Origin of the sequence: Azospirillum sp., from assembly GCF_035627195.1 — a bacterium.
Taxonomy (GTDB): domain Bacteria; phylum Pseudomonadota; class Alphaproteobacteria; order Azospirillales; family Azospirillaceae; genus Azospirillum.
The window spans coordinates 1-11,996 of sequence record NZ_DASPMG010000035.1 but is presented as its reverse complement, the minus strand read 5'-3'; the positions used below and the strand labels follow the sequence as shown (position 1 = coordinate 11,996).

General features: G+C 69.5%; 10 protein-coding genes and 1 pseudogene. 6 read left to right on the top strand and 5 right to left on the bottom strand.

Annotated elements, in window-relative coordinates; all coding sequences use genetic code 11:
• Entirely contained in the window at positions 1–912 is a 912-nt protein-coding gene (locus VED21_RS02425) for a hypothetical protein (RefSeq protein WP_324880715.1), read from the bottom strand.
• 221 nt (positions 913–1,133) lie between these two features.
• Between VED21_RS02425 and VED21_RS02420 the strand changes: the two genes are divergently transcribed.
• From VED21_RS02420 to VED21_RS02405, 4 genes are read left to right on the top strand one after another with little or no spacing between them, the layout of a single operon-like run.
• Entirely contained in the window at positions 1,134–2,267 is a 1,134-nt protein-coding gene (locus VED21_RS02420; RefSeq protein WP_324880714.1) for a DNA polymerase III subunit delta', read from the top strand.
• A gap of 56 nt (positions 2,268–2,323) precedes the next feature.
• The gene (gene metG / locus VED21_RS02415; protein ID WP_324880713.1) at positions 2,324–3,877 is read left to right on the top strand and encodes a methionine--tRNA ligase; all 1,554 of its coding nucleotides are present in this window, start codon (positions 2,324–2,326) and stop codon (positions 3,875–3,877) included.
• A gap of 2 nt (positions 3,878–3,879) precedes the next feature.
• Complete coding sequence (locus VED21_RS02410) at positions 3,880–4,692, top strand: TatD family hydrolase (RefSeq protein ID WP_324880732.1); 813 nt, start codon at positions 3,880–3,882, stop codon at positions 4,690–4,692.
• On the top strand, positions 4,689–5,471 hold the full coding sequence (locus VED21_RS02405; RefSeq protein WP_324880712.1) for an MBL fold metallo-hydrolase: 783 nt from the start codon (positions 4,689–4,691) through the stop codon (positions 5,469–5,471). The genes VED21_RS02410 and VED21_RS02405 overlap by 4 nt, the downstream gene beginning before the upstream one ends.
• A 25-nt stretch (positions 5,472–5,496) precedes the next feature.
• On the opposite strand, the gene VED21_RS02400 is transcribed toward VED21_RS02405, so the two are convergent.
• From VED21_RS02400 to VED21_RS02385, 4 genes are all read right to left on the bottom strand, one after another.
• On the bottom strand, positions 5,497–6,696 hold the full coding sequence (locus VED21_RS02400) for a lysozyme inhibitor LprI family protein (RefSeq protein ID WP_324880711.1): 1,200 nt from the start codon (positions 6,694–6,696) through the stop codon (positions 5,497–5,499).
• Between the two features lie 184 nt (positions 6,697–6,880).
• Positions 6,881–8,095 (bottom strand): hypothetical protein, encoded by a 1,215-nt coding sequence (locus tag VED21_RS02395; protein ID WP_324880710.1) that lies wholly within the window; start codon positions 8,093–8,095, stop codon positions 6,881–6,883.
• Positions 8,092–8,916 (bottom strand): glycosyltransferase, encoded by an 825-nt coding sequence (locus VED21_RS02390; protein WP_324880709.1) that lies wholly within the window; start codon positions 8,914–8,916, stop codon positions 8,092–8,094. Before VED21_RS02390 ends, VED21_RS02395 begins: the two co-directional genes overlap by 4 nt.
• Positions 8,917–8,935: 19 nt before the next feature.
• The gene (locus VED21_RS02385; protein ID WP_324880708.1) at positions 8,936–10,147 is read right to left on the bottom strand and encodes a glycosyltransferase family 2 protein; all 1,212 of its coding nucleotides are present in this window, start codon (positions 10,145–10,147) and stop codon (positions 8,936–8,938) included.
• A 271-nt stretch (positions 10,148–10,418) separates the two neighbouring features.
• Here VED21_RS02385 and VED21_RS02380 point away from each other — a divergent pair, with 271 nt between their 5' ends.
• Positions 10,419–11,603, top strand: coding sequence for a glycosyltransferase family 2 protein (locus VED21_RS02380; protein ID WP_324880707.1), 1,185 nt, complete (start codon positions 10,419–10,421; stop codon positions 11,601–11,603).
• Between the two features lie 60 nt (positions 11,604–11,663).
• Positions 11,664–11,996 (top strand): annotated as a pseudogene (locus VED21_RS02375) (UDP-glucose 6-dehydrogenase); the annotation flags it as partial.

Here is an 11,996-nt window from a genome sequence, read left to right as displayed (position 1 = left end):
CTACGCGTTGCCCATGCCGCTCCTCATCCGGGCGATGAAGGCCGACACCAGCGACGAGAAGTCCTTTTCGGCCGATGCCGCCGCCTTGGTGTCCCCCTTGGTGTCCCCCTTGGTGTCCCCCTTGGTGTCCTGGGCCGCATCCTCCGTCTCCTGCGGTGGCGCGTCGGCGCGGGCACCGGCGAAGGGCAGGGGCGGGCGCTCTTCGGCGGCCGGCGCGCTCGTACGGTTGTTCGCTGCGAGGCCCGGATGCACGGACCGGTCGATCTGGCCGATGTCGCCGGCGCGCAGCTTGTCCATCAGACGCTCCTCGAAACCGGGGTCCTTGGCGATGTCGACGCCCAGGTTCTTCAGCTTCTGGTTCTCCATGACGTCGACGCCGCGCACCACGTGCACGCCCGGATGCCCGGCCGGCATCGGCAGCCCCGTCTTTCCCTCCGGCACCTTGATGCCCAGGCGGATTTCCGCCTCCCGCTGCATGTCCTTCATGGTCTCGCCGGCGTCGCGGAAGCCCGGCCGGTTCCTGCGCTCCTCGATCTCCGCCAGTTCCTTGCGGTCTGCGTCGGTCAGGCGGGCCGGCAGCATCTCCTTGTTCCAGCGCTGGCCGCGGACGTCGGCCAGCGGCAGGTTCATCGCCTGCTTCACCGTGTGGGCGGAGACCTTGCCCTCCTTGTAGAGGGTGGTGATCCTGTCCTGCGTCTCCTGGCTCAGCGCCTTGAAGGCGTTCAGCTGGTCGTGATCCATCTCCAGGTAGAGGGAATCGACGGACACGGTGTCGCCCGCCCGCGGCGGGGCGGGCGGCGCCATGATCGCGGCATAGGCCGCGCTGGCCGATTTGGCTTCGATGCCCCGGATCGCGCCAATCCCCTCGGGCAGCGTGGCATAGGTGAACTGCATGTTGGTGAAGCTCAGCATTCTTTTCCTCCCGCGCGTACGACACCGGCCAGGCACGCCTCTGCAAGCAATCCGTGCGCCAACGCTGGAACACGCATGTTTGCGTCGTTTCGCGGAAAGAAAGTTCGCCGTCGCGCCAGCGCCCGGCAAAATCTGCCGGGCCGGGGGAAGCGTTTGACCAGCGCCCCCGTGTTGCGCCACTGTGCGGCCATGCTGCCCCTTTCACCGATCGCCCGCCCGACGTGAGCCGCGCCGCCGCCCGCCCCGAACCGGACGGCGAGGACGATGCCCTCGCCCCGCGCCGCAACCCCGACCTGCTCGGCCATGAGGAGGCGGAGGCCACGCTGCTGGAGGCGTGGAACTCCGGCCGGCTGCCGCACGCCTGGCTGATCGGCGGCCCGCCGGGCATCGGCAAGGCGACGCTGGCCTTCCGCTTCGCCCGTTTCGCGCTGGCCAACGGCGGCCGCGATGGAGAAGACGGGCAGGGCGCCGGCCTGTTCGGCGCGCCGGAGCCGCCCTCCAGCCTGCGCATCGACCCCGGCCACCCGACGTTCCGCCGCATCGCCGCTTCCGGCCACGCCGACCTGCTGACCGTGGAGCGCCAGCGCGACGAGAAGCGCGACCGGCTGAAGCGCGACATCGCCGTGGACGACGTGCGCAAGATCGCGCCCTTCCTGCGCAAGACCTCGGCCGAGGGTGGCTGGCGTGTGGCGATCATCGACGGCGCGGATCGCATGAACACCGCCGGCCTGAACGCCATCCTGAAGATCCTGGAGGAACCGCCGCCCGGTGCGCTCCTGCTGCTGGTCAGCGACAACCCCGGCGGCATGCTCCCCACCATCCGCTCGCGCTGCCGAAAGCTGACGCTGAAGCCGCTGGCGGAGGACACGGTGATCGGCCTGCTGGGCCAGCACCGCCCGGACCTGTCGCCCGACGACCGCGAGGCGCTGGCGCGGCTGGCCGAGGGCAGCATCGGCCGCGCCGTGGCACTGGCCGACGCCGGCGGGCTCGACCTCTACCGCGAGCTGATGAAGCTGCTCTCGACGCTGCCGAAGCTCGACGTCGCCGCCGCGCACGCCTTCGGCGACAAGCTGACGCGCAAGCAGGACGACGGCCTGTACGAGACGGCGACCGACCTGCTGGTGTGGTGGCTGGCCCGCTTCGCCCGCGCGCTCGCCCGCGGGGCGTGGCCGGCCGAGGTGGTGCCGGGCGAGCACGCGCTTATGACCCGCTTCGCCAACGCCCGCGGCCTTGATCGCTGGATGGAGGTGTGGGAAAAGATCGGGCGCCTCTTCGCGCGCGCGGAATCCGCGAATCTCGATCGCAAACAGGTGGTTCTGAACGCCTTGCTGACGCTCGAGGCAGCCGCCACTTGAACAGAAGCCGGCAAGCCCATGCCGGCCGCAACACCCGAAGCGGGAGCACACCGACCATGGCCGGGTCGAAGACCTATTACCTGACGACGCCCATCTACTACGTGAACGACGTGCCGCACATCGGGCACGCGTACACCACGCTCGCGTGCGACGTGCTGGCCCGCTTCATGCGCCTCGACGGCTACGACGTGAAGTTCCTCACCGGCACGGACGAGCACGGGCAGAAGGTGGAGAAGTCGGCCCAGGCCGCCGGGGTCGAGCCGCAGGCCTTCACCGACCGGGTGTCGCAGAACTTCCGCGACCTCGTCGGCGTGATGAACTACTCCAACGACGACTTCATCCGCACGACCGAGCCGCGCCACGTCAAGTCCGTCCAGGCGCTGTGGACCAAGCTGGTGGAGAAGGGCGAGATCTACCTGGGATCCTACGCCGGCTGGTATTCCGTGCGCGACGAGGCGTTCTACGGCGAGGACGAGCTGACCACCACGCCCACGGGGAAGAAGATCGCCCCCACCGGTGCCGAGTGCGAGTGGGTGGAGGAGCCCAGCTACTTCTTCCGCCTGTCCGCATGGCAGGACCGCCTGATCGAGTTCTACGAGAAGAACCCCGACTTCATCGCCCCTCAGGGCAAGCGCAATGAGGTGATGTCCTTCGTCAAGTCCGGCCTGAAGGACCTGTCGGTCAGCCGCACCACCTTCAAGTGGGGCATCCCGGTGCCCGGCGACGACGCGCACATCATGTACGTTTGGCTGGACGCGCTGACCAACTACATCACCGCCGTCGGCTACCCGGACACCGACAGCGCCGACTACACCAAGTACTGGCCGGCCGACCTGCACATGGTGGGCAAGGACATCCTGCGCTTCCACACCGTCTACTGGCCGGCCTTCCTGATGGCCGCCGGCCTCCAGCCGCCCAAGCGCGTCTTCGCGCACGGCTGGTGGACGATCGAGGGGCAGAAGATGTCCAAGTCGCTGGGCAACGTCATCGCGCCCGAGACGCTGGTCGGCACCTACGGCCTCGACCAGACGCGCTACTTCCTGCTGCGCGAGGTGCCGTTCGGCAACGACGGCGACTTCAGCCACGCCGCCATGGTCCAGCGCATCAACGGCAACCTCGCCAACGACTACGGCAACCTGGTGCAGCGCGTGCTGTCGATGATCGGCAAGAACTGCGGCGCCAAGGTGCCGGAGCACGGGGACTTCACCGAGGCCGACAACCGGCTGCTGGGCGCCGCCCACGCGCTGCTCGACATCGTGCGGGCGGAGATCCGCGTGCAGGCCTTCCACAAGGCGCTCGACGCCATCTGGGCCGTCATCGGCGACGCCAACCGCTATGTGGACGAGCAAGCACCCTGGGCGTTGAAGAAGACCGACCCGGCGCGCATGGCGACCGTGCTCTACGTGCTGGCCGAGACGATCCGCCACTTGGCGATCCTGACGCAGCCCGTCATGCCGGACGCCTCGGCCAGGATCCTGGAGCAGCTGGGGCAGGGCGCCGACGACCGCGGCTTCGGCCGGCTGGGTCCGGCGGGCGCCTTGAAGCCCGGCACCGACCTGCCGGCGCCGCAGGGCGTGTTCCCTCGTTTCGTGGAAGAACCGAAGGCCTGATGATGCTGGTCGACAGCCACTGCCACCTGGATTTCCCCGACTTCGCCGAGGAGCTGGACGCCGTCGTCGATCGCGCGCGGGCGGCCGGGGTGGGGCGCATGGTCACCATCTGCACCTACCTCTCCCGCTTCGACCGCATCCGCGCGGTGGCCGAGCGCTACGACGACGTGCTCTGCTCGCTGGGCGTCCACCCGCATCAGGCGGCCGAGGAGATGTCCAACGAGACGGGGGGCGGCGTCACGGTCGACCGCCTCGTCGAGATGGCCAAGCACCCCAAGGTGATCGGCATCGGCGAGACGGGGCTCGACTACTTCTACGACAAGAGCCCGCGCGACGTGCAGCAGGAGTGCTTCCGCCGCCACATCGCCGCGGCGCAGCGCACCGGCCTGCCGCTGATCGTCCACACCCGCGACGCGGACGACAACACCTTCGCGCTGCTCCGGGAAGGGGCGGCGCGCGGGCCGCTGACCGGGTTGCTGCACTGCTTCAGCTCCGGCCGCGAACTCGCTGAAAAAGCTCTGGATTTGGGCTTTTATATCTCGCTGTCGGGGATCGTCACCTTCAAGAAGTCGGACGACCTGCGGGCGATCGTGAAGGACGTGCCGCTGGACCGCATCCTGGTCGAGACGGACGCCCCCTACCTCGCCCCCGTGCCGTTCCGCGGCAAGCGCAACGAGCCCGCCTATGTCGCCCACACCGCCGCCGCCGTCGCCGAGGTGAAGGGGATGAGCGCGCAGGAGTTGGCGCGGATCTCCACCGAGAACTTCTTCCGCCTGTTCACCCGCGCCGCACGCCCGGCACAGGCGGCGGCGTGAGCGCCGTCCGCGTCACGGTCCTCGGCTGTGGCGGCTCCGCCGGCGTGCCGGTGATCGGCAACCAGTGGGGCCTCTGCGATCCGTCGAACCCGAAAAACCGGCGGATGCGCCCATCGGTGCTGGTGGAGCAGGGCAGGGCGAGCATCCTCGTCGACACCACGCCCGACCTGCGCCAGCAGCTGCTCAACGCCGCCGTGACGCGGCTGGACGGCGTCGTCTACACGCACCACCACGCCGACCACGCGCACGGCATCGACGAGCTGCGCGAGATCTGCCGCCTGATGCAGCGGGGCCTGCCCGTCTACGGCATGGCCGAGCACCTGCATGAACTGGAGCAGCGCTTCGGCTACTGCTTCGAGCCGCTGCCGGAGGGTTATCCCGTCTACCGGCCGGTGCTGATCCCCAATCCCGTGGACGGGCCGTTCGAGGTGGCCGGCGTGCCCATCGTGCCGTTCCTTCAGGACCACGGCTACATGATGACGCTCGGCTTCCGCTTCGGGCGTTTCGCCTACTCCACCGACGTCATGAAGCTGGAGGAGGAGGCCTTCGCGGCGCTGGAGGGCATCGACACCTGGGTGGTCGACTGCACGCGCGAGGACCCGCATCCGGTGCACGCCCACCTGGAGCTGACGCTGGAGTGGATCGCCCGCGTCAAGCCGCGCCGGGCGTACCTGACGCACATGAACAACACGCTCGACTACGACACCCTGCTGGCCAAGCTGCCGCCGGGCGTCGAGCCGGCCTACGACGGGCTGGTCATCGACGTGCCCGGCGCCTGACATTGGGCCTCATGGGCGCCGGACATCAATCGTCCGGCATCAGCAGGGCCAGCCGGCTGGCGATGAAGCGGTCGCCGGCGGCCCGCGCCGCCTGGTCCGCGATATTCGCAGCCAGCCCGAACTTCTCCCGGTAAAGCTTTGACGTGGCGGCGATCGCGGAGGGCAGGGCGGCCTTCGCCGCCTTCACCTGCGCCTCCGGCCACAGGTCGAAATCCTTCCAGGCGTGGAAGGCGGCCGCCGCCTTGGTGCGCGTCTCGGCCATCTTGCGGGCCTCGGCCGAATGCGGCGCCTCCAGCAGCGTGCTCGGCACCAGGGAGGCCTGCAGCGCGTCGATCATGAACTGGCGCTCATAGCCGATGCGGATGCTGCCGCGCTCGTCCAGCGCCGGGGCGATGGCCGGATCCAGGTGGGTGGCCAGCTTCTTCCATTCCGGCAGGTCGTAGACCGACTTCACGTCGTGGCAGACCTCCGGCGTGGCGTCGCGCGTGCTGCCCCAGAACGGACCGAACGCCTCGAACGCCGGCTGGCCATGCTTGGTGAACAGGAAGCACGGCGCCTCAAGATCGGTCAGCGACAGGACGTGGCGCAGGAACATCAGCATGTTCTCCGCCGGTCCGCCCGCGACGTCGCCAAGGTTCCTAATCTCTTCAAGGAGATACGGATCGTTCTTCGGAAGTCCGGTGTCGATCACCTCGGCCACCAACCGGCGCACCTCGCCCTGGCGGTCGGGCACGGCCACCGTCCCGGAATGGTAGAGGTAAACGAGCCAGGCCTTTGCCGCCGCACCCTCATAACGGGCCAGTGCCGCGGCCGCACCTTTCGGATCCTTCGGGATGCCGGCGACGATGGCGCCGATGCGCTTCTGCGCCGTGCGCAGCGACTCCGCCATTTCCTCGGTGCGCCGGTCGTAGGCGGCGGCGCAGACGTCGGCCTTGGCCTTGTCGGCGCAGGCCTTGTCGCGCTGCGTCAACCACGCCGTCTGCGCCTTGAGCACGGAGTCGCGATCGCCCGGCGCGCTGTAGCCGAGCAGGTCGGCGTAGGTCTGCGCCATCTGTTCATCGGCCGACCTGAGCCCGGCGCTGGCGCAGACCGTCTTCTCGGCCGGCGTGGCCGCCTTGGCGCAGTCGAAGCTCTGCGCCAGGGCGGGCATGGCGGCAAAGGACAGGACAAAGGCGGCACCGGCGAGGCAACGGCGACGAAGGCTGCGGCGAACGGGCGTCGTCATACGGATCAAACCCTTGGATTGGGAGCCGCCGGAGATTAGTGCATTGCAGCGGCCACCGAAAGCCACGGCTTGCCGCAACCGCGGTGGCAATTCGTGGCCAGCCGCCCTGCCGCCCCGCTTTGCCCTATAATTTCCATAATCTAGCTTATGCGACTTTTGTGTGGGCACCGCCGGATGTCCTGCCTCAGGACCCCAGCAGGCGGCGCACCGGTGCCAGCCAGCCGGCACCGCGCAGCCGGGCCACCTCGCCTTCCAGTTCGGCGATGCGCGCGCGCAACGCGTCCGTGGCATCCGCCGGAACCGGGTTCGGGGGTGCGGCGGGTGCCGTGTGGCGCGCGTACCAGTGACGGTAGGATCGCTCCGGATCGGTCGCCTGGAACGGATCGGCGAAGGTCTGGGCGACGTCCGGGTGATGACGCAGGAAGGTGCGCTCGGCCCGCGTCACCGGGACGCCGTCGTCGTACGCGCCGTAGGGCCACGCGCGGGCGGACTCCCGCGCCTGCCCTTCCGCCTCGCAGGAGCGGATGTACCAGTCGCGCAGGATCTCCAGCGCCGGCTGATGCCGGCCGTAGGTGTCGAGCATGGTGCGCTGGGCGCCGCTGTCGAACCCGGAAAAGTGATAAAAGACAAGCGGTTCGCCGTTGACCTTGAAGCCGTCTTCGAAGCTGCCTTCGACCCTGCGGTGCGTCAGGTTCCACGTTGAGACGTTGCAGCCGGGATGGCGGACGATGCCCAGCGTCGGGAAATAGGCCGGCGCGTGGTCGAGCCAGCGCTGGTCGGTGAACAGCCCGTGCGGCACGTCGTCGAAGCAGAAATGCTCCAGCCGGTGCCGCCACCACGCGCCGAAGCGCCGCCCCTCCGGCCGGTTGGCGACGCCGACGAAACCCAGGTTGTAGATGCCGTGGCACATGGCCACCAGTTCGTTGTCGCGGATCGCCTGCAGGTCCGTCTCCGGCTCGCAGGCGTGCGGCGTCAGGATCAGGTCGTGCCGCTCCAGCGCCTCGACCAGCGGGTCGAGCGGGCCGAACAGCGCGATGTCCGGGTCGAAGTAGAGAACGCGCCGGCACCCCTCCTCCGCCAGAAGCCGGTCCACCGCGAATCCCTTCACGGCGGTGGACGCCTCGACCAGCGTGTGGATGAACAGCCAGGGCTTGATGCCGTTCGGCATCACCCCGTCGGCCAGCCCGGCGGCGGCGAAGTCGGACACGGTGTGGATGCGGTCGAACGGCTCGTCCGCCGGGTCCAGGTCGGCGGGCCAGTCCTCCACCAGCACCAGGTGGAACGTCGCCCCCGGATGCCAGCGCCGGACGGAGCGCGCCAGCACCCGCGCCTTGGGCAGGTAGTTGGCGGCGACGCTGGTGAAGACGTGCGTGCCGTCCGGGATTCGGGGTTCGGTCACGCGGCCTCCAGGCGGTCATGCAGCACGTGGCGGTTGCCGGCCAGCGCGGCCAGCACCTCCGGCCGCGCCATCAACTCGGGGAAGTCGGCGCGGAACCGGCGGAACACCTCGGTTACCTCCAGGTCCACCCGTTCCGTGCTCTCGCGGATCGTGTTGCTGGCGTGCACGCGGTAGCGCGTGAGGTACTGCGGCAGGTAAAGCGGCACGCCCAGCGCCGCGGCGCGCAGCGCGAAGTCCCAGTCGTGGACGTAGCGGTAGTCGGCGAAGCCCCCCACCCGCTCCCACAGCGCCTTGGTGAACATCATGTTGGAGGTGGTGGCGATGAAGTTCTGGTTGGCCAGCAGCGGCAGCAGGTCGTTGCGCGCCAGCAGGCCGGCCACGTCGAATCCGGGCGGGAACGGGTATTCCGGGTCGAGAGGCCCGCGCTTGCGGCCCAGCGGCCGGCTCTCCTCGTCCATGATCAGGACGTGGCCGGCGACGAAGTCCACCTTGGTCTTGCGCACGCGCACCGCGCAGGCGGCGAAGCGGTCGGGCAGGAAGGAATCGTCGGAGTTCAGCACCGCCACCCACGGCTGGCGTGCCGCCTCGACCAGCTGGTTGAGCCGTGCGTGCGCGCCGGCGTTGCCGCCGCCCGGCGGCGTCAGGTTGCGCACGCGCGCCCCGTGTGGCGCGGCGATGCGCTCCAGCAGGTCGGCCGAGCCGTCGCGCGAGCCGTCGTCCACCACCAGGATCTCGGTGACGAGCCGCGCGCGCAGCGCCGACACCAGCCCTTCCAGGATGTAGGCGCGGTGGTTGTAGACGGGAATGGCGACCGAGAACATGCGAACCCCCTGCCCTTCCTCAGCGGCCCTGCACGGCGCGCAGCCACAGGTAGGCGCGCACCAGCGCCGGCTTCTGCCGTGCCCAGGCGCGCAGCCGGCCGACGGCGCTGCGGCGCGGCGGATGCCACGCCGGCACGGCCGCACCCTGCCCCTCCACCGCCCCGCCCTGCGCCGGCAGGCCGGTGGCCGCACTCTGCACCGCGCGGTTGACGCGCTGGCGGAAGCTTTCCAGCGCGCAACGGCAGCCGGACGCCAGATTGGCGCCGGCCGGGGCCGACAGGATCCAGCCCTCGGCGAAGGCCAGCGACAGCGCCGCCTTCATCGCCTCGCCGTCGCCGGGCGCGTGGCTGTCGTAGAGGCGGCTCCAAGACTTCACGCCCTCGATCATGGCGAGATAGTCGGCGACCGCCCCGGCATCGCCGCTTCCCGCCGTGCCCGCCAGGGACGATTCCAGCCGGGCGAGACCAAGGCCATCCAGAATCTCCGCCCCGTGCCGGGCGACCAGGGCGCGGGCCAGCGGCGCGGCGTCCGCGTGGCGGCGCATCAGCCCCTCCAGGTTCCAGCCCGCGGCATCGACGGCGAAGGCCGCCGGCGCGTGGAACAGGCGGACGTCGGTTCCGCCCGCGGCGCGGCGGAACGCCAGTTCCACGGCGTCCAGTGCCGGGCCGCCGGCATACGGCGCGAAGGCGGTGTCGAATCCCTCGGTCGCCCAATCGGTTGCCAGTGATTTCTTCACAGACAGGTTGAGGCCGCGCGCCGCGCGCCAGTCGTGCCAGCCATAGGGCGTCAGGTCACTGCCGACGGCCTCCGGCGCCAACGGCTCCAGCAATTCGCTGCCCAGCGTCGGGCGTTCGGCCCACCCCACCCGGCCCAGCACCAGCGTGCCCGGCGACGGCCAGCGCGCGTGCACCTCGGCGTGCGCCTTGAAGAAGCCGGAGTCGGCCGGCCGCACCGTGTCGTCCAGGAACAGGACCACCTCGTGGCGGGCCAGCGCGGCGCCCAGGTTGCGGGCGGCGGCGGGGCTCGCCGCGTCCTCCAGGCGGCGCCACGTCAGGCGCGGCTCCTCGGCCGCCAGCGCCTCCAGCCGGGCCGGCGTGTCGTCCCGCGAGCCGAGGTCGACGACCACGAACTCCAGTTCCTGCCCCTCGCCATGGCGGCGGCAGGCGGCCAGCGTCTCCATCAGGGAGGCGCCGCGGTCGCGGGTGGGAATGACGATGGACAGGGAGGGCATGCGGCGCGGGGCGGTGTCTGGGCTCGGTTGCGTCGCAGTTAGAGGGGGTGGCCCTTCCTTGTCAACAGAAGGCGGTCGCCCGGCCGCTCCCGGCCGCTACCACATACAGGGTATTCCCGGCAGGCTATTCCTAACCCGGCCGGCCTAGGACGCCTGGTTTCGGAGTGCCCCGGGCGGGCGTCGCCGGAGTGAGAATGCCCGCTTGCCATGGGCTGGGGGGGGCGATAGCATCCGCCCGCCTCATTACGGACCCGTTTCCATTCAGGATCCGATGCCACTCGACGCCCGCACGGCCGCCCTGCCCAACGCCAGACCGACGAGCGGCGCCCAGCGGCTGGCCTCGCTGTCCATCGTCATTCCCACCTACAACCGCGGCGACCTGCTCGCCGAGACGGTGGAGGCGGTGGCGCGCGCGGCCGAAGGACTGGAGCACGAGTTCGTCATCATCGACGACGGCTCCAGCGACCAGACGCCGCAGATCCTCGCCGACCTCGCCGGGCGCCTTCCCGGCGTGGTGTGGAGAAGCATCCCCAACGGCGGCCCCGGCCAGGCGCGCAACCTCGGCGCGTCGATGGCGAAAAACGACGTCGTCGTGTTCCTGGGCGACGACATCCAGCCGTGCAACCGCGACTTCCTGCGCGTCCATGCCGAGTTGCACGCCGCCAATCCCGATCCCGGCTTCGCCGTGCTGGGCAAGGTCGTGTGGCCCGATCGTCCGGAAGCGGACATCAGCTTCGTCATGGCGCACATACAAGGCAAGGGCGGCGAGCAGTTCGGCTATGCCGACTTCACGCCGTTCACCGAACTCGACTTCCGCTTCTTCTATACCGCCAACATTTCCGTAAAGCGGAACGTCGTCGCCGATTGGCACGCCGAGGGGTTCAGCGACACCTACCACCTGTACGGTTTCGAGGACATCGAATTCGCGTATCGGCTGTCCAGGACGCGTACCGGACTGCGGATCTTCTACACGCCGGCATCGGTTGGCACGCACCACCATCCCTACACGGTCGCAGGCTTCATCGGACGGCAGGTGAACGCCGGGCACATGGCCAAGGTGTTCATCGACCAGCACCCGGAAGTGGCCGACTTGATCGGTGTCGGTCCGCTGGTGCGGGCGCTGCAAAGCGCCGACGACGGCAGCGGCGACCGCGAGCTTGCGGACCTCATGTCGGTGGTCGATGGCCTCAAGGCCTGGGCGCGCCTGCTCGAGACGGAGCACCGTATCGGTTCGCAGCACTGGCACGACGACGTCCTGCGCGGCGTCTTCGAGATGAGCTACCTTCAGGGCTTCATCCAGGCCTGGGATCAGCCCGATGCCAATCACACGGCCGCCCACCGCCTCATTCTCGAACGTTTCAGCCGCCATATGCAGCGGTCGCTGCGGACGGAAATCCTTGGCGATGTAATCCCGTTGGCCAAGGTGCTTCCCTGGGCGGCACACCGTTTCCTTTAGAACTGGGCCCCGATCCTCAAGGGGATTCCATAACAGCCGGCAGAGGACGGAGGCTTTTCGATGCGCATAGCGATGATAGGCACGGGCTACGTCGGTCTGGTGTCGGGCGCGTGCTTTTCCGAATTCGGCGTGCACGTGTGCTGCGTCGACAAGGACGCTTCCAAGATCGAGCGCCTGAAGCGCGGCGAGATCCCCATCTATGAGCCCGGCCTGGACGACCTGGTCGCCCGCAACGTCGCCGCCGGGCGGCTGTCCTTCACCACCGAGCTGAAGGAGGCCATGGCCGGCGTCGACGCCGTCTTCATCGCCGTGGGCACGCCGTCGCGCCGCGGCGACGGCCACGCCGACCTCTCCTACGTCTACGGTGCCGCCGAGGAGATCGCCGCCCACCTC

Bases quoted from the DNA above. Each gene is read 5' to 3' on its own strand.
- VED21_RS02425 (WP_324880715.1), bottom strand. From the start codon at position 912: ATGCTGAGCTTCACCAACATGCAGTTCACCTATGCCACGCTGCCCGAG.
- metG (WP_324880713.1), top strand. From the start codon at position 2,324: ATGGCCGGGTCGAAGACCTATTACCTGACGACGCCCATCTACTACGTG.
- VED21_RS02410 (WP_324880732.1), top strand. From the start codon at position 3,880: ATGCTGGTCGACAGCCACTGCCACCTGGATTTCCCCGACTTCGCCGAG.
- VED21_RS02400 (WP_324880711.1), bottom strand. From the start codon at position 6,696: ATGACGACGCCCGTTCGCCGCAGCCTTCGTCGCCGTTGCCTCGCCGGT.
- VED21_RS02390 (WP_324880709.1), bottom strand. From the start codon at position 8,916: ATGTTCTCGGTCGCCATTCCCGTCTACAACCACCGCGCCTACATCCTG.
- VED21_RS02385 (WP_324880708.1), bottom strand. From the start codon at position 10,147: ATGCCCTCCCTGTCCATCGTCATTCCCACCCGCGACCGCGGCGCCTCC.
- VED21_RS02380 (WP_324880707.1), top strand. From the start codon at position 10,419: ATGCCACTCGACGCCCGCACGGCCGCCCTGCCCAACGCCAGACCGACG.